The 16977-nt window shown below is 71.9% G+C and carries 13 protein-coding genes; 6 read left to right on the top strand and 7 right to left on the bottom strand.

The features are described from left to right. Nucleotides 1–37 precede the first annotated feature (37 nt). Genes KU893_RS17315 through KU893_RS17305 form a run of 3 tightly spaced genes read right to left on the bottom strand, consistent with a single transcriptional unit; the run spans nt 38 to nt 2837 of the window. Nucleotides 38–1438 carry a hypothetical protein gene (locus KU893_RS17315; protein ID WP_218235635.1) on the bottom strand — a complete coding sequence of 467 codons (1401 nt, stop codon included), beginning with the start codon at nt 1436–1438 and terminating at the stop codon, nt 38–40. A 50-nt stretch (nt 1439–1488) separates the two neighbouring features. Then, nucleotides 1489–2391, bottom strand: coding sequence for a fructosamine kinase family protein (locus KU893_RS17310; RefSeq protein ID WP_218235634.1), 903 nt, complete (start codon nt 2389–2391; stop codon nt 1489–1491). A 35-nt stretch (nt 2392–2426) separates the two neighbouring features. Beyond that, nucleotides 2427–2837: a phage holin family protein gene (locus KU893_RS17305; RefSeq protein ID WP_218235633.1), complete on the bottom strand. Its 411-nt coding sequence runs from the start codon at nt 2835–2837 to the stop codon at nt 2427–2429. 101 nt (nt 2838–2938) lie between these two features. Here KU893_RS17305 and nhaA point away from each other — a divergent pair, with 101 nt between their 5' ends. Next, the gene (nhaA, locus tag KU893_RS17300) at nt 2939–4348 is read left to right on the top strand and encodes a Na+/H+ antiporter NhaA (RefSeq protein WP_218235632.1); all 1410 of its coding nucleotides are present in this window, start codon (nt 2939–2941) and stop codon (nt 4346–4348) included. On the opposite strand, the gene KU893_RS17295 is transcribed toward nhaA, so the two are convergent. The 4 genes from KU893_RS17295 to KU893_RS17280 form a co-directional block, all read right to left on the bottom strand. After that, entirely contained in the window at nt 4299–4718 is a 420-nt protein-coding gene (locus tag KU893_RS17295) for a pyridoxamine 5'-phosphate oxidase family protein (RefSeq protein WP_246592802.1), read from the bottom strand. The genes nhaA and KU893_RS17295 overlap by 50 nt on opposite strands. Before the next feature lie 4 nt (nt 4719–4722). Further along, entirely contained in the window at nt 4723–6720 is a 1998-nt protein-coding gene (acs, locus tag KU893_RS17290) for an acetate--CoA ligase (protein WP_257441348.1), read from the bottom strand. 201 nt (nt 6721–6921) lie between these two features. After that, nucleotides 6922–8526, bottom strand: a complete 1605-nt coding sequence (locus KU893_RS17285) for a monocarboxylic acid transporter (RefSeq protein WP_218235630.1) — start codon at nt 8524–8526, stop codon at nt 6922–6924. Beyond that, nucleotides 8526–8903: a DUF485 domain-containing protein gene (locus KU893_RS17280; protein WP_257441347.1), complete on the bottom strand. Its 378-nt coding sequence runs from the start codon at nt 8901–8903 to the stop codon at nt 8526–8528. Before KU893_RS17280 ends, KU893_RS17285 begins: the two co-directional genes overlap by 1 nt. Nucleotides 8904–9153: 250 nt before the next feature. On the opposite strand from KU893_RS17280, the gene KU893_RS17275 reads away from it, so the two are divergent. The 5 genes from KU893_RS17275 to KU893_RS17255 are packed head-to-tail and all read left to right on the top strand — an operon-like array spanning nt 9154 to nt 16877. Beyond that, nucleotides 9154–10602: a pyridoxal phosphate-dependent decarboxylase family protein gene (locus KU893_RS17275; protein ID WP_218235629.1), complete on the top strand. Its 1449-nt coding sequence runs from the start codon at nt 9154–9156 to the stop codon at nt 10600–10602. Further along, a complete protein-coding gene (locus tag KU893_RS17270) occupies nt 10599–11966 on the top strand; it encodes a lysine N(6)-hydroxylase/L-ornithine N(5)-oxygenase family protein (protein ID WP_218235628.1) in 1368 nt (455 codons plus the stop codon). Before KU893_RS17275 ends, KU893_RS17270 begins: the two co-directional genes overlap by 4 nt. Further along, on the top strand, nt 11966–14347 hold the full coding sequence (locus KU893_RS17265) for a GNAT family N-acetyltransferase (RefSeq protein WP_218235627.1): 2382 nt from the start codon (nt 11966–11968) through the stop codon (nt 14345–14347). The genes KU893_RS17270 and KU893_RS17265 overlap by 1 nt, the downstream gene beginning before the upstream one ends. Then, complete coding sequence (locus KU893_RS17260) at nt 14344–16326, top strand: penicillin acylase family protein (RefSeq protein ID WP_218235626.1); 1983 nt, start codon at nt 14344–14346, stop codon at nt 16324–16326. Before KU893_RS17265 ends, KU893_RS17260 begins: the two co-directional genes overlap by 4 nt. Further along, entirely contained in the window at nt 16323–16877 is a 555-nt protein-coding gene (locus tag KU893_RS17255; protein WP_218235625.1) for a GNAT family N-acetyltransferase, read from the top strand. Before KU893_RS17260 ends, KU893_RS17255 begins: the two co-directional genes overlap by 4 nt. Nucleotides 16878–16977: the final 100 nt, after the last annotated feature.

The raw sequence follows: 16977 nt of genomic DNA, 5'->3' as shown, positions 1-16977 counted from the left end.
CCGATCGGCCTGAGCGATGGCTGAGAGGCGCCGCCGGTCAGTCGTCGTCGATCGCCGGGTCGCGGTCGACCTCGCCCGCGATCTGCTCCAGCCCCGCGCGGATCCCGGCGTCGGTCATCGTGAAGCTGCGGGCGATCAGCCGGACGACGTCGGCGCAGTGGTTGAGGTAGGCCTCGGAGCTGCGCAACGAGTCGCGCACCGTGTTCGTGAGGTGGGCGTACTCGCCCCAGCCGCCGTAGGTGCCCAGGCCCATGCCGCTGGGGCGCTGCCACGGGGCGAACTCGGTGGCGCTGTCGAGCTGGGTGGCGGCGCCGCCCAGCACGGGGCTGATCTCGGTCTCGATGGACGAGGCGATCCGGCGCAGCTCGTCGGCGTCGGTCTGGATCTCGTCGAAGTACGACGGGTCGGTGTGCTGCAGGATCCGCGGCTCGGCGAGGTCGTAGGTGCCGTCCTCCCAGCCGGGCAGCTGGCTCACCGTGCGCACCATCGACTGGATCGCGGTCTCCTCGGTCGCGATGTCGTCGGAGAGCTGCTCGAGAGCCTCGCGGATCTTGGTGAGGACGGCGACCGGGTTGTCGGCGCCGAGGGGGACCGGCTGCTCCTTCTTCTCCGGGATGAAGTCCTTGGAGGTCTGCAGGACGGTGCCCGCGATCGCGAACGCCGCCGAGGACGCGCCGAGCGTCAGCGGGCCGAGGATGGCCGAGAGCGCCCCGACCACGTTGAGGACCGCCACGATGTCGCCGCCGCCTCCGGCCGAGATGTCGGAGGCCTTCATCGCGTCGATCGACTTCACCATGATGTCGGTGAGGCCGTCGGCGCCGTTCTTCCAGGCCTCGGCCTCGCCGTGGGCCGCGGCGTAGAGCACCGAGGCCACCGCGCCCAGCCCTTCCAGCGAGTGCGGGATGCGCGCCGTGACGTCCTTCTGCAGGTGCCACATCGCCTCGCCGCGGAAGCCCGCCACGTTGGTGTTGACCACGTCGATGGAGGTGTAGAGGTCGACCGCCGGGTCCCAGGCGTCGCCGGTCTTCGGGTTCGGGTTGCCGGTGGCGGCGATCGCCTTCGCGGCGTTGAACGTCGCCTGCACCGCGCCGTCGAAGTCGGCCGGTCGGGGCCGGGTGATCCACGGCCGGAACAGCTCGTGGATCTCGGTCGTGTAGTAGTCGACCAGGCCCTGGAGGCTGTCGAAGGGCCAGCCCGGCGGGATGGGAAGGGTGGTCGGGGTGCCGGTGAAGGGATCGGTGACCTGACCACCCTTCTCGAAGGTGCTGCCGTTGTAGCGACCGCCGAGCGGCGAGATGTGGATGCCGCGCCCGGCGTCGGTGCCCTCGAACCCGCCGTCGACCGTGCCGTTCATGCCGAACCAGGACAGCTGCGCCTCGATGGCGGCGTCCACGATCTTGCCGACGAGCTCCGGGAGATCCTCAGCGGTGTAGGCCATGGGTCACCAGATCCCCCGCGAGCCGGGAGCCAAACGTCGCGGCCGGTGCTTCAGAGGTAGCGCTGGGCCACCCCCGCCGCGCGGGCGCCGTACTGGCCGCCGAACAGGCAGGCGTGGACGAGCAGCGGGAACAGCTGGTGGTAGCCCAGCCGGTCCTCCCAGCCGTCGGCCAGCGGGTGGGCCTCGGTGTAGGCGGCCATCACCTGCGGCAGCTGGGGGAGGCCGAAGAGGGCGAGCATGGCGAGGTCGACCTCCCGGTGGCCGCCGTACGCGGCCGGGTCGACGACCACGGCCCGGTCGCCGGCAGCCCAGAGCACGTTGCCGTTCCACAGGTCGCCGTGCAGCCGGGCGGGCGGCTCCTCGGGGACGATCGACGGGCAGCGCGCGGCGGCGGTCTCGATGAGGGCGGCGTCCTCGGCGCTGACGATCTCCTTGTCGCGCAGCACCTTGAGGTACGGCGCGATCCGGCGCTCGGCGTGGAACTCGGCCCAGGTCGGGAGGCTGCGGTTGGGCAGCGGCAGCCGGCCGATGTACCCATCCACACGGAGGGCTCCGGTGGATCCCCCGAGCGCGCTCTCGTCGAGCCCGAAGCACGACGCGCCGTACGCATGGGTGGCGGCGAGCGCGCGGCCGAAGGCGCCGGCGGCCTCGGCGGTGGGACGGCCCGCCTCCACCCACTCGAGGATCAGGCAGTCCGAGTCGACCGCGAGCACCTCGGCGGTCGCGACCCCGCCACCCGGCGTGGCCTCGGCGAGCCAGCGCAGGCCCGCGGCCTCACGGGCGAAGAACTGGGGCGGTGCCGGGCTGAGCGTCTTGAGGAAGGCCGTGCGCCCGCTGGACAGGCGCAGCTTGACGGCCGTGGAGACGTCGCCGCCCGCCACCGGTGCGGTGGCGACGACCGCCGAGCCGAGCAGCTGCTCGGCCCTCCCGGCGACGACCGGCTGGCGCGCCATCGGCTCCCCCTGTCCGGTCCGTCAGGCGGTCCGGCTCAGGCCTGGCCCTTGAGCGCGCGCGGGATCTTCGAGCCCTGCTCGATGGCGCGTTCGGGGGCCTTGACCTTCTTGAAGCTGCGGATCGCCAGGAACACCAGCAGGCCCGCGAGGAGGACGTAGAACGCGAAGACGATCAGGAACGCCCAGTGCAGGTCGAGACCCTGGCCGTTCCAGTTGATGAAGTAGGCGATGGCCACCGAGAGCATGATGACGGCCAGCACGAGCAGGAAGCCGGCGGCCGCGATCAGCCCGGCGCCGACACCGCCCGCGGTCACGCTGACCTTGAGCTCCGACTTCGCGAGCTGGATCTCCTTGCGCATGATCGTGGAGAGATCGGTCTGCGCGTCCTTGATGAGACGTCCGATGGTCGGCTCTTCACCAGGGAGGGTGCGCGGTTCGGTGGCCATGCGGCCGACCTTACCGATACCGATATCCTCGGCACAGGTGAGCCGGGAAGTCTGGTCGGCATGTGAACGCCCCTGCCCGCACGACGCCAGGAGACACCGCCGTGTCCGAGTCCCCGCACCACCCCGACGACCTGTGGCGCCGCGGCCCCGTCTGGACGGAGAGCGAACGTCCGTTGGTGCGGTACCTCGCCCGCCCGCTGCGCGAGTTCCTGCACGTCGAGTCGGCGGGTTCGGTGCTGCTGCTGGCGGCCACCGTGATCGCGCTGCTGTGGGTCAACCTGCCGTTCGACGGCTGGGCGTCGGCGTACGACCACTTCTGGCACACCCCGATCGCGCTGGAGGTCGGTGACTGGAGGATCGAGGAGTCCCTCCAGCACTGGGTCAACGACGGGCTGATGACCATCTTCTTCTTCGTCGTGGGGCTCGAGATCAAGTACGAGCTGGTCCACGGCGACCTGCGTGACCCGCGCACCGCCGCGCTCCCGATCGTGGCCGCGGTCGGCGGGATGGCGGTCCCTGCGGTGCTCTACGCCGCCGTCGCGGGCGGTGGCGACGGCGCGGCCGGCTGGGGGATCCCGATGGCCACCGACATCGCGTTCGCCGTCGGTGTGCTCGGGTTGCTCGGGCCGCGGATCCCGTCCGCTGCCCGGCTGTTCCTGCTCACCCTCGCCATCGTCGACGACATCGGCGCGATCCTCGTGATCGCCGTCTTCTACACCGACGGCCTCTCCCTCGGTTGGCTGCTCGGTGCCCTCGGGCTGCTCGCCGTGATGGCCGGGTTGCGGGCCGCGCGGGTCTGGGCGATCCCGGTCTACGCCGCGCTCGGCCTGGCCGTCTGGTTCGCGCTGCTCGAGTCCGGCGTGCACGCGACCCTCGCCGGCGTCGCGATCGGCCTGCTCACCCCGGCCGTCGCGCTGCTGCGCCCCGAGGTCGCCGTGGACTACGCCGTCGAGGGCCTGCGCGACAACGAGCTCGACGCCGAGGAGCTGCGCCGGCTGCGCTTCCTCATCGCGGAGTCCGTGCCGGTGGTCGAACGACTCCAGACCAAGCTGCACCCGCTGTCGTCGTACGTCGTGCTGCCGGTGTTCGCGCTCGCCAACGCCGGTGTCGCGCTCGGTGACGGCGTCCTGGGCGACGCGCTGCAGGCGCCGGTCGCGCTCGGCATCGCCGCCGGCCTGGTCCTCGGCAAGCCGCTCGGCATCACCCTGGCCTGCTTCCTGGCGATCCGCCTCGGTCTCGGCCGGATGCCCGAGGGCACCTCCTGGCCGCAGGTGGTCGGCATCGGCGCGGTCGCCGGCATCGGCTTCACCGTCTCGCTGTTCATCGCTGGCCTGTCCTTCCCCGGAGCGGAGGTGCTCACCGCCCAGGCGAAGGTCGGCATCCTGCTCGCGTCGGTGCTCGCGGCGGTCGTCGGCGTCGTGCTCCTGCTGCTGGCCTCGCGGCGGCCGACGGCGGGCGAGGTCAGTCCGGAGGAAGCACCTGCGACGAACCGAGGAACCGGGTCACTGTGATCCGCAGCGCGACCCGGTCCGGGTTGGCGCGCGGGGTGCGGTAGCGGGCGGCGTACCGCTCGCAGGCGCGCTCGACGGACGCGGCGTCGGAGCGCACCTCGGCGGTGCCGATGATCGTCGACCATCGGGCACCGTCGACCTGGCTGACCGCGAGGCGGGGGTCGCGGCGCAGGTTGGCCGCCTTCTGCGAGCCGCCGTCGGTGATCACCCAGGCGCACTCGAGGTCGGGGTCGAGCACGGCCCCGACCGCGACGGCGTGCGGTGCGCCGTCGCGGTCGAGGGTGCTCAGCGTGCAGAGGTGCCGTTCGGTCCAGAACTCCGCCAGCGCAGGCGGGAGCGCGGACCAGACGACGGGCTGCCAGACCGGCAAGTGATCACGCCTCCGTCGAGGTGGCCTGGCCGGCGCTGATCAGGTCCATGATCGAGGCGTCGGCGAGGGTCTGGGTGTCGCCGACCTGGCGGCCCTCGGCGACGTCGCGAAGCAGGCGGCGCATGATCTTGCCCGAGCGGGTCTTGGGAAGCTCGGGGACGATCATGATCTGGCGGGGCTTGGCGATCGGTCCGATCTCCTTGCGGACGTGGTCGGAGAGCTCCTTGACGATCTCCGCGCCGCCGTCCCCGGCGTCGTTGCGCAAGATGACGTAGGCGACGACGGCCTGGCCGGTGTCGGGGTCGGAGGCGCCCACCACGGCGGCCTCGGCGACCTTGGGGTGCGAGACGAGGGCCGACTCGATCTCGGTGGTCGAGAGCCGGTGGCCCGAGACGTTCATGACGTCGTCGACGCGGCCGAGGACCCAGATGTCGCCGTCGTCGTCCTTCTTCGCGCCGTCGCCGGCGAAGTAGAAGCCCTCCTTCTTGAAGCGCGACCAGTACGTGTCGACGTAGCGGTCGTCGTCGCCCCAGATGGTGCGCAGCATCGAGGGCCACGGCGAGGTGACGACCAGGTATCCGCCGGAGCCGTTGGGCACCGAGTTGCCCTCGTCGTCGACGACGTCGGCCTCGATCCCGGGGATCGCGGTCATCGCCGAACCGGGCTTGCCGGCGGTGACGCCGGGCAGCGGGGAGATCATCACGGCGCCGGTCTCGGTCTGCCACCAGGTGTCGACGACCGGCGTACGGTCGCCGCCGATGACGTGGCGGTACCAGACGTAGGCCTCCGGGTTGATCGGCTCACCGACCGAGCCGAGGATCCGCAGCGACGACATGTCGTACTGGTCGGGGATCTCGCTGCCCTGCTTCATGAACGACCGGATCGCCGTGGGGGCGGTGTAGAAGAGCGAGACCTTGTAGTCCTGGATGATCTTCCACCAGCGGCCCGGCTCCGGGGAGTCCGGCGTGCCCTCGTAGAGGACCTGCGTGACGCCGTTGGCGAGCGGGCCGTAGACGATGTAGGAGTGGCCGGTGACCCAGCCGATGTCGGCGGTGCACCAGTACACGTCGGTCTCGGGCTTGAGGTCGAACACCGCGTGGTGGGTGTACGCCGCGCCGGTCAGGTAGCCGCCCGTGGTGTGCAGGATGCCCTTGGGCTTGCCAGTGGTGCCGGAGGTGTACATGACGTAGAGCGGGTGCTCGGCGTCGAAGGCCTCGGGGGTGTGCTGGTCCGAGGCGTTGTCGACCGCGTCGTGCCACCACACGTCGACCGCGTCGTCCCAGCCGTTCTCGCCCAGGTCCTGGCCGGTACGACGGACCACGAGCACCTTCTCCACCACGTCGGTCTTGGTGCGGGCCTCGTCGACGGCCGGCTTGAGCGCGGACGCGGCGCCGCGGCGGTAGCCGCCGTCGGCGGTGACGACGACCTTGGCCTGGCAGTCGTCGAGCCGCGAGGCGAGGGCGTCGGCGGAGAAGCCGCCGAACACGACCGTGTGGGGGGCGCCGATCCGGGCGCACGCCAGCATCGTGACCACGGCCTCGGGGATCATCGGCAGGTAGATCGCCACGCGGTCGCCGGTGCCGACGCCGAGCGCGGTGAGGGCGTTGGCGGCCTTGGAGACCTCACGCTGCAGGTCGGCGTACGTCAGGTCGCGGGTGTCGCCCTCGGGCTCGCCGACCCAGTGGATCGCGACCTTGTCGCCCCGGCCGGCCTCGACGTGCCGGTCGACGCAGTTGTAGGCCGCGTTCAGCTTGCCGCCGACGAACCACTTCGCGAACGGCGGGTTGTCCCAGTCGAGGACCCGGTCCCACCGCGTGTCCCACGACAGCCGGTCGGCCTGCTCGGCCCAGAAGGCCTCGCGGTCGGTCTTCGCCGCGGCGTACGCGTCGGCCGTCACGTTCGCGGCGGCGGCCAGCTCGGCCGGCGGCTCGAAGCGCCGGTCCTCCTTCAGCAGGTTGGCCAGGGTCTGGTCAGTCGAAGAAGGGGCGGTCTGGTCGCTCACGGTTGTCTCCTGATCGAGTGGGGTGCCACAGGTCACATTAGGACCCACGGGAAGTGTGGTCACCAGGGGTTGCAGTGGGGTTGCCATGTGAGACGGCCCGCCACTTGTAACTACGTGTTATTGCTACTACCCGGGCGTTGTTGCACCGGATTTCGAGCTGTAACACTTAGTTACAAGGGCGGGCCGCCCGTCGTGGGTGGATCAGTGCTGGACGGCCTGCTCGGCGCCCGCGCCGGTGAGGGCGCGCACCTCGAGCTCGGTGAACCGATCCTCGGCGGCCGGTTCCCTCGACGTGACCGTGCCGAGCCAGCCGAAGAAGAAGCCGAGCGGGATCGAGATGATCCCGGGGTTGCTCAGCGGGAACCAGGACCAGTCCGCGCCCGTCACCAGGGCGGTCTCCGAGCCCGACACGACGGGCGAGAAGAACACCAGGCCGACCGAGGCCAGCAGGCCGCCGTAGATGCCCCAGGTGGCGCCGCGGGTGTTGAAGCGCCTCCAGAACATGTTGTAGACGATCGCCGGCAGGTTGGCCGAGGCCGCGACCGCGAAGGCCAGCGCCACGAGGAAGGCGATGTTGAGCTTCTGCGCCGGGATCGCCAGTGCGATCGCGATGACGCCGATCGCCGCCGCGGCGATCCGGGTCACCTTGATCTCGTCCTTCTCGCTCGCCTCGCCCCGCTTCACCACGCTGTTGTAGATGTCGTGGGCCACCGAGGTGGAGGAGGTGAGGGTCAGGCCCGCGACCACGGCGAGGATGGTCGCGAAGGCGACCGCCGCGATGAAGGCGAGCAGGATGGCGCCACCGGTCGAGCCGGCGCCTCCGCCGACCTCCTCGGCGAGCAGCGGCGAGGCCAGGTTGCCGCCCGAGGCGGCCACGTCCGCGGCCTTGTCGCCCTTGAGCATCGCGGCCGCACCGAAGCCGAGAACCAGCGTGAACAGGTAGAACACGCCGATCAGGCCGATCGCCCACAGCACCGACTTGCGGGCGTCCCGCGCCGTCGGCACGGTGTAGAAGCGGATCAGGATGTGCGGCAGGCCGGCGGTACCGAGCACCAGCGCCAGGCCGAGGCTGAGGAAGTCGATCTTGCTGGTGGTGCTCACACCGTACTTCAGGCCCGGCTCGAGGAACGCCTGGCCCTTGCCGGTGTTCGAGGCGGCGGTGCCGAGGAGCTCGGACAGGTTGAAGTGGAAGTGGGCGAGGACGAGGACGACGATCAACGCCGAGCCCACCATCAGCAGGACCGCCTTGACGATCTGCACCCAGGTGGTGCCCTTCATGCCGCCGATGGTGACGTAGAAGATCATCAGGGCGCCGACGCCGATGATGGTGAGGTTCTTCAGTGCCTGGCTGTCCGCGCCGAGCAGCAACGCGACGAGTGCGCCGGCGCCGACCATCTGGGCCAACAGGTAGAAGATCGACACCACGACCGTCGAGGTGGCCGCGGCCATCCGGACCGGGCGCTGCTTCATCCGGTACGCCAGCTGGTCGGCCATCGTGTAGCGGCCCGAGTTGCGCAGCATCTCGGCCACCAGCAGCAGGGCCACCAGCCAGGCGACCAGGAAGCCGATCGAGTAGAGGAAGCCGTCGTACCCGGACAGCGCGATCGCGCCGGAGATGCCGAGGAAGGACGCGGCAGACATGTAGTCGCCGCCGATCGCGAAGCCGTTCTGGATGCCGGAGAAGCCGCGGCCGCCGGCATAGAAGTCGGCCGCCCCGGAGGTCTGGCGGCTGGCCCAGATCGTGATCCCGAGGGTGACCGCGACGACCGACAGGAACAGCAGGGTGGTGAGCAGCTGGTGGTCCATCAGTGGTGGCCCCTTCCGCGGGAGGACTTGCCCTCGAGGGCGATGAAGCGCTCGTCGAGCTCGCGGGCGAGCGGGTCGAGCCGGGCGCTGGAGTAGCGCGAGTAGAGCCAGGCGATGAGGAAGGTCGTGGCGAACTGCAGCAGGCCGAAGACCAGGGCCACGTTGATGTTGCCGACGACCTGCTTGCTCATGAAGTCGCCCGCCCAGTTGGAGAGCACCACGTAGAGCAGGTACCAGGCCAGGAAGGCCACCGTCGCCGGGAACACGAAGCCGCGGTAGCGGCGCTTCAGCTCGGCGAACTCCGGGGCGGCGTGGAGCTCGTCGTACACGGGGTCATGGCGTGCTGCCGCGTCGTGCGGCGAGATGTCGGATGTCACGACGAACCTCCTCGGGGTCGATGCATGTGACGGGCGTCACGGACATCTCCGACGCTAGGAGCGGTGGTGCGGACGCCGGGAGGGGTGCGGTCCGGCTGCGCGCCGAGTGGGTCGGGGTTGTCGACCAGCGGTCGGTACGGCGCGACGAACGGTCGCTCGCGTGACGCGCGCCACCTCGGTGGGGGCTGGGAGATGACGTGAAGATCTGATTAGGTAAGGCTTACCTGATCTCGGATGAGGAGTGCTTGCCATGCCCCAGCTCCCGCTGCACCACGTGTTCCACCCCGACCATGCCGACCACTACGCCGCGACGCTCGGCGGAGGGCTCGACCACCTCCTGCGCCAGCTCAAGGGTGTGGCCGGACCGGCCACCGGGCTCACGCCGGCCGCGGCCGAGCAGCGGGTCGCGGAGGTCGACCTCGACCGGCCGCTCGCCGACGTCGGTCAGGTGCTCGCGGAGATGTCGCGGCTGTGGCTCGACGACGCGGTCTGGTTCCACGAGCCGTCGTACGCCGCGCACCTCAACTGCCCCGTCGTCGTCCCCGCGCTGCTGGCCGAGCTGTTCGTCGCGTCGGTCAACAGCTCGCTCGACACCTTCGACCAGAGCGTCGGCGCGACCTTCATCGAGCGGCGGCTGATCGACTGGGCCGCCCAGCGGATCGGGTTCGGGGCAGACGCCGACGGCGTGTTCACCAGTGGCGGCAGCCAGTCCAACCTGCAGGGGCTGCTGCTCGCCCGTGGCCGCCACGAGCGGGTGCCGGCGGAGCGGCTGCGGATCCTGGCCTCGGCCGAGAGCCACTTCTCGGTGCAGAAGTCCGCGCGGCTGCTCGGGCTCGGCGACGAGTCCGTCGTCAGCGTGCCGACCGACGAGCGGCACCGGATGGACCCGACCGCGCTGGAGCGCTCGCTCGCCGCCTGCGCCGACCTCGGGCTGCGGCCGATGGCGATCGTCGCCACCGCCGGTACGACGGACTTCGGCGCGATCGACCCGCTCGAGCAGGTCGCCGACCTCGCCCTGGCCTACGACGCGTGGCTCCACGTCGACGCGGCGTACGGCGGCGGCCTGCTGGTCTCGCCCACCCGTCGCGACCGGCTCCAGGGGATCGAGCGTGCTGACTCGGTGACGATCGACTTCCACAAGACCTTCTTCCAGCCGGTGTCGTCGAGCGCGATCGTGGTCCGCGACCGCGCGACGCTGCGCCCGGCGACCTGGCACGCCGACTACCTCAACCCGCGCGAGGCCACGAACCCCAACCAGGTCGACAAGAGCCTGCAGACCACGCGCCGCTTCGACGCGCTCAAGCTGTGGCTGACGCTGCGGACGATGGGGCCCGACCTGGTCGGGCAGTACGTCGACGCGGTGATCGACCTCGCGTCCGCGGTCCACCACGCTCGGCGGGGTCACGGCGAGCTCGAGTTCGCCGCCGTCCCCGAGCTGAGCACCCTCGTCTTCCGCTATGTCCCGCCCGGTCCACCGCTGGCGGAGAAGGAGAGCGCGGCGCTCAACAACGCGATCCGCGAGGCGCTCTACGCGTCGGGACGGGCGATGGTGGCGGCCACGAAGGTCGACGGGGTGCAGCACCTCAAGCTCACGTTGCTCAACCCGATGGCGACACTCGAGGACATCACGGCGGTCCTCGACCTCGTCCGGGAGACCGGCGCCCGGCTCGCACCGGCGCAGCTGGAGGCGGCCCGGTGACCACGCACGACTTCGTCGGGATCGGCCTGGGTCCCTTCAACCTCGGACTGGCCTGCCTCACCGACCCGCTCCGGTCGAGCGACGACCTCGACGGCGTCTTCCTCGAAGCCCGCGACCGCTTCTCCTGGCACCCCGGGATGCTGCTGGACGACGCGCCCCTGCAGGTCCCGTTCCTCGCGGACCTCGTCACGATGGCCGACCCGACCTCGCGCTGGTCGTTCCTCAGCTACCTCAAGCAGGCCGGTCACCTCTACCCGTTCTACATCCGCGAGAGCTTCTACCCGCTGCGCAAGGAGTACGACGACTACTGCCGCTGGGCCGCCGAGCGGCTGCCGTCCGTGCGGTTCGGGCAGCAGGTCACCGGCGTCGAGCACGACGGGACGGCGTACCTGGTCACCTCCGCGACCGGCGAGACGTACCGCACGCGCCGCCTCGTCCTCGGGATCGGCACCTCGCCCCGGGTCCCCGATGCGCTCCGTGCGGTGGTCGAGGTGCGAGGAGCGCCAGCGACGAGCGGTCCGGTGGTCGAGGTGCGAGGAGCGCCAGCGACGAGCCTCGAGACCTCCGGCACCGTCACCCACTCCGCCGACTACCTCGCCCGCAAGGCCGAGCTGCAGCGGCAGGACCGGATCACCGTCGTCGGCAGCGGCCAGAGCGCGGCCGAGGTCTACCAGGACCTGCTGGCCGAGGCGCCCGACCACGGCTACGAGCTGGTGTGGCTGACGCGCAGCCCGCGGTTCTTCCCGATGGAGTACACGAAGCTCACGCTGGAGATGACCTCGCCCGAGTACGGCGAGTACCACCGGAGGCTGCCGATCGAGACCCGCGACCGGCTGGCCCGCGAGCAGCGGCACCTGTTCAAGGGGATCAGCGGCGACCTGGTCGACGCCATCTTCGACCTGCACTACCAGCAGCGGGTCAGCGGCGTCGGCCCGAACACGACGCTGCTCACCCACACCGAGGTCCGTGCCGCCCGCCCGGTCGACGACGGCAGCGAGCTGGACCTGCTCCACGTCGAGACCGGCGAGCGGTTCTCCCTCACCACCGGCGGCCTGGTGCTGGCCACCGGGTACGCGCCCACTCGGCCTGCCTTCCTCGAGGGCATCCGCGACCGGATCCGGTACGACGCCCGCGGCCGCTACGACGTCGCCGCCGACTACTCGGTGGACGTCAACGGCGGCGAGGTCTTCGTGCAGAACGCCGAGGAGCACACCCACTCGCTGCTCGCACCCGACCTCGGCATGGGCCCCTACCGCAACTCGGTCATCGTGGCCGCCATGCTCGGCCGCGAGGTGTACCCGGTCGAGAAGCGGATCGCCGTGCAGACCTTCGGCGTGCCCGACCACCTGAAGCGAGCCATCTGATGCGCACGAGTCCGGGGATCACCCTCGAGCCGCTCGACGTCGAGCGCGACCTCGACCTGCTGCACGCCTGGGTCACCCACCCTCGCTCGGCGTACTGGATGATGCAGGGCGCCGGACGCGACGACGTCCGGGCGGAGTACGCCGGCATCGTCGCCGACCCGCACCACGACGCCTGGCTGGGCCGGGTCGACGGCCGGCCGGCGTTCCTGGCCGAGACCTACGACCCGGCGCACTCCCCGTTGGCCGGCCTCCCCGAGGTCGGCGAGGGCGACCTCGGGATGCACGTCCTCGTCGCGCCCCCGGACGGCCCCCCGGTCAGTGGCCTCACCACTGCGGTGTTCGACGCGGTGATGGCGCACTGCTTCGCCGATCCCGCCGTCCAGCGGGTCGTCGTCGAACCGGATATCCGCAACGACGGGATCCGCGCCAAGAACGTCGCGGCGGGCTTCGTCGAGCTCCGCGAGATCGAGCTGCCCGGCAAGACCGCGGTGCTTTCGGTCTGCACGCGCGCCGATTGGTCGTCGAGTAGCCGCGAGCGCCAGCGAGCGGCGTATCGAGACGCCTTGCCGCGTCTCGATACGTCCCGTCGCTCGTCCCTCGCGACGGGACTACTCGACGAGCTCCACTCGTCCACCGACCACCTGACACCCGAGCTGATGGACCGCGCCCAGCGGCACCTGGTGGCCAAGGCGCTGGGGGAGCTCGCACACGAGCGGCTGCTGACGCCGACCCCGGCCACCGGAGCCGGCCGGTGGCGGGTCGAGGCCGGGCCGTCGTCGTACGCCTTCACGGCGCGGCGCCACCGGCTCGAGCACTGGGTCGTCGACCCGGCGTCGATCGAGCGCACCCGCGACGGAGCGCCCGCGGCCCCGGACGCCCAGGAGCTCGTCGCCGAGCTGGCCCCCACGCTGGGGATCCCCGATCAGCTGCTGCCGACGTACCTGGAGGAGCTCGCCTCGACCCTCGCCGCCGGCGCCTGGAAGCTGCACCACCGCAGGGTCCCGGTCGCCGAGCTGGTCGACGCGGGCTACCAGGAGATCGAGTCGGCGATGACCGAGGGGCATCCCGCGTTCGTCGCCAACAACGGGCGGATCGGGTTCAGCCTCGGCGACTACCGCGCCTACGCGCCCGAGACCGGACAGCCGGTTCGGCTGCACTGGCTGGCCGCACGCCGCTCGCTCACCCGGCTCTCGCTTTCGGCCGACACCACCGAAGCCGAGCTGTACGACGGCGAGCTGGCGCCCGACGTCCGCGCGCGCTTCGCCAGCAGGCTCGCCGCCCTCGGCCTGGCGGCGCAGGACTACCTCTACCTCCCGGTCCACCCGTGGCAGTGGCAGCACAAGCTGGCGATCACGTTCGCCCCGGACGTCGCCCGCCGCGACCTGGTCCACCTCGGCGCCGGCGACGACGACCACCGCCCGCAGCAGTCGATCCGCACCTTCTTCAACGCGAGCCGCCCCGAGCGGCACTACGTGAAGACCGCGCTCGCCATCCAGAACATGGGCTTCGTGCGCGGGCTGTCGCCCGCCTACATGGCCGCGACGCCGGCGATCAACGACTGGGTCGCCTCCGTCGTTCGCGCCGACCGGGAGCTGCAGGACTGCGGGTTCGAGGTGCTCCGGGAGCTGGCCGCGATCGGGTACACCGGCGACGCCTTCCACCGCGCGGCCGGCCCCTCGGCGTACCGCAAGATGATCGCGGCGCTCTGGCGCGAGAGCCCGGTCCCGCGCACCCCCGACGGCGAGCAGCTGACCACCATGGCCGCGCTGCTGCACCGCGACGCGGACGGCGACGCGCTCCTCACCGCCTGGATCAAGGCGTCCCCGGTCGATGCGGCGACCTGGGCGCGGGCCTACCTGCGCGCCTACCTGCGCCCGCTCGTGCACTGCCTGCACGCCTACGACCTGGCCTTCATGCCGCACGGCGAGAACCTGCTGCTGCGGCTGCGCGACCACGTCCCGGTCGGCGCGTTCATGAAGGACATCGGCGAGGAGGTCGCCGTGATGGGCGAGCTGCCGTTGCCGACCGAGGTCGAGCGGATCCGCGGCGATTTCCCCGACGACGTCAAGGCACTGGCGATCCACACCGACGTGTTCGACGGGGTGCTGCGCTTCGTCGCCGCGATCCTCGACGAGGACGGGGTGCTGCCGGCCGGGGAGTTCTGGGCGATCGTCCGGGCCACCATCGAGGAGCACGCGGCCGACCACCCGGAGCTCGCCGCGGCGGCGACGGCGTACGACCTGCTGCGGCCGGAGTTCCGGCACAGCTGCCTCAACCGGCTCCAGCTGCGCAACACCCTGCAGATGGTCGACCTGACCGACCAGGCGGAGTCCCTGATCTTCGCCGGGACGCTGGTCAACCCGGCCGCGGTGCAGCCGTGATCGTCCGGGACGAGCGCGGGATCCCCAGTGTCTTCGGGGGTTCCGTGCTCGACGTCGCCCGTGAGCAGGGCCGCGCCGCCGCGCAGGACCGGGCCTGGCAGCTCGAGGTCGAGCGCCGCCGGGCGGAGGGGACCTGCGCCGAGGTCTTCGGCGAGACCGCGCTCGCGTGGGACGTGCTGGCTCGCCGGGCGCTGCTCGTCGACCTCGCCCGCCGTGCGTACGCCGCGCTCTCGACCGAGAGCCGCGCCTTCGTCGACTCCTACGTGGACGGGGTGAACGAGGTCGTCGCCCGCCCCTGGCGCCGGTGGACGCCCCTCGCGGTGTTCGCGGTGCAGCACCTGCTCTTCTCCGGCTTCCCGAGCCAGCTCTGGCGCCGCCACCTCGCCGCGACCGCGGGCGAGGAGTGGCTCCCGCTGTTCCGCACGGAGGGCCTGCCCGGCGGCAGCAACGCCCTGGTGGTCGACGGCTCGCTGACCGCGAGCGGGCTCCCGATCCTGGCCGGCGACCCGCACCGCGTGATCGAGGCGCCCGGCTGCTACGCCCAGGTCCGCCTGGTCTGCACCGACCCCGACGACCGGTTCGACGTCGCCGGGCTCAGCTTCGTCGGCGTCCCCGGGGTGCAGCACTTCGGCCACGCCGGCGAGGTCGCGTGGGGGATCACCAACGCGATGGCCGACGACGAGGACGTGTACGCCGAGGAGCTGGTCCGCCACGGGGACGTGGTCGTCGCCCGGGGTGTCTCCGGGTGGGAGCCGGTCGCGCGGCGGGTCGAGCAGGTGCGGGTGCTGGTCGAGGAGGGCCGCTACGACGTGCGCGAGGTCGAGGTGCTCGTCACCGACCGCGGGCCGGTGGTGCTCGGCGGGCCGGGCGAGCCGAGGACCTACAGCCTCCGCACGCCGTCGTACGTCCTCGGGGACCTGGGCCTCGACGCCCTGCTGCCGCTGCTGCGGGCCCGCACCGCTGCCGACGTCGCCGGTGCCTTCGCCCGCTGGGTCGGGCCGGTCGACAACCTCGTCGTCGGTGACCGGCGCGGGGCGAGCGAGCACCGCGTCGTCGGCCGGATCCCCGAACGGGGGCCGGACCGCCGCTGGACCGGCGGCTGGGTGCGCGACCTGCCCCGGCGCACCGGACCGGTGCTCGTGACCGCGAACGACCGCGCCACCGCGGAGTTCGCGCGGGTCGGCGCCGACTTCGCTCCGCCCTACCGTGCCCGGCGGATCCGCGAGCTGCTCGACGAGCTGGCTGCCGACGACCCGCTCACCCCCGAGACCGTCGCCGGTGTCCTCGCCGACGACCTGCAGACCGCCGGTGGGCGGCTCCTGGACACCGTGGCCGGGCTCGTCGACCTGGCTGGGCCCCCCGCCGCGCTCCGTGAGCGGCTGCTCGCCTGGGACCGGCGGATGAGGGCCGACAGCGTCGACGCCGCCCTGTTCGCGCGGGTCCGGGCCGCCGTCGTCGAGGGCCTGCGCGACGCCCCGGCACTCGCCGGCGTCGACGGATCGCCGTACGGAGAGCTGTTCGCGCCGTGGTTCGACCTGCGCGGCCGGCTCCGCCTGTGCCTGCCCGCGATCCTCGCCGCCGACAAGCCGTTCGGCGTCGATGTGCTGCAGGTCGTGGCCGCCGCGCTGGAGCAGGTCGCAGCCCGGCCGGAGCCCGCGTCCTGGGGGACCGACCACCGCGCCGTGCCCCTCACGCCGCACCAGCAGCTCGGCCTCCCCGCTCCGGACGGCACCGCGCCGCCGTCCCTTCCTGTCTCCGGCGACGACGACTGCGTCCTCGCGACGCGTGCGACAGGCGGCACCGGTGCCTGTGTGCACGGCCCGGTCGCCCGCTGGGTCTGGGACCTGGCCGGCGACAGCCGCTGGGTCGTCCCACTCGGCGCGTCCGGCGACCCGGCCGACCCGCACCACCACGACCAGCAGGCGGTCTGGGCCGCCGGCGGCACCCTCCCGCTCACGCGTCCCCAGGAGCACCCATGAGCGTCACCGTCCGTCCCGTCGACCCCACCGCCGACGCCGCCCTGCTGCATGCCTGGGTGACGCAGCCGCGGGCCGCGTTCTGGGGGATGAGCGACCACACGGTCGAGGAGGTCGCCCTCGTCTACGGCTGGATCCGGGACCAGGCCCACCTCGCGGCGTACCTGCTCCTCGTCGACCACCAGCCGCTCGGCCTGCTGCATACCTACGACCCGGAGCTCGACGAGATCGGCGAGTGGTACGACCGCGCATCCGGTGACGTGGGCGTGCACCTGTTCCTCGCCGACGACCCGCGCCGGGCCGGCCGCACCCCCGAGGTCCTGGCCGCGGGGCTGGACTTCCTCGCCCACCTGCCGGGCTGCCGTCGTCTGGTGTTCGAGCCCGACGCGCGCAACGCCGCCTCGGTCGGTCTGCTCGAGCGGCTCGGCTGCACCCGGGGGCCGCTCGTCGAGCTGCGCACGAGCATCGCGGAGAAGCCGGCGCAGTTCTTCTTCATGGACCGCGACCGGGCGCGGCAGGTCGCTCGCACGCTCGGGACGGGCGGCGCGTCGTGAACCCGTGAGGGGCGTGAGCCCGTGAGATGGAGTTGACGAGACGAAATCTCCGGGCGCACCACGCCGAAACCGCTGCCGCACAGGCTCAGGGTCATCAACC

The organism is Nocardioides daeguensis, from assembly GCF_019192965.1.
Taxonomy (GTDB): Bacteria; Actinomycetota; Actinomycetes; order Propionibacteriales; family Nocardioidaceae; genus Nocardioides; species Nocardioides daeguensis.
The sequence above is the reverse complement of the archived record's forward strand: the minus strand, read 5'-3'. Positions and strand labels throughout refer to the sequence as shown.

Bases quoted from the DNA above. Each gene is read 5' to 3' on its own strand.
- KU893_RS17315 (WP_218235635.1), bottom strand. From the start codon at position 1,438: ATGGCCTACACCGCTGAGGATCTCCCGGAGCTCGTCGGCAAGATCGTG.
- KU893_RS17310 (WP_218235634.1), bottom strand. From the start codon at position 2,391: ATGGCGCGCCAGCCGGTCGTCGCCGGGAGGGCCGAGCAGCTGCTCGGC.
- KU893_RS17305 (WP_218235633.1), bottom strand. From the start codon at position 2,837: ATGGCCACCGAACCGCGCACCCTCCCTGGTGAAGAGCCGACCATCGGA.
- KU893_RS17285 (WP_218235630.1), bottom strand. From the start codon at position 8,526: ATGGACCACCAGCTGCTCACCACCCTGCTGTTCCTGTCGGTCGTCGCG.
- KU893_RS17275 (WP_218235629.1), top strand. From the start codon at position 9,154: ATGCCCCAGCTCCCGCTGCACCACGTGTTCCACCCCGACCATGCCGAC.
- KU893_RS17265 (WP_218235627.1), top strand. From the start codon at position 11,966: ATGCGCACGAGTCCGGGGATCACCCTCGAGCCGCTCGACGTCGAGCGC.
- KU893_RS17255 (WP_218235625.1), top strand. From the start codon at position 16,323: ATGAGCGTCACCGTCCGTCCCGTCGACCCCACCGCCGACGCCGCCCTG.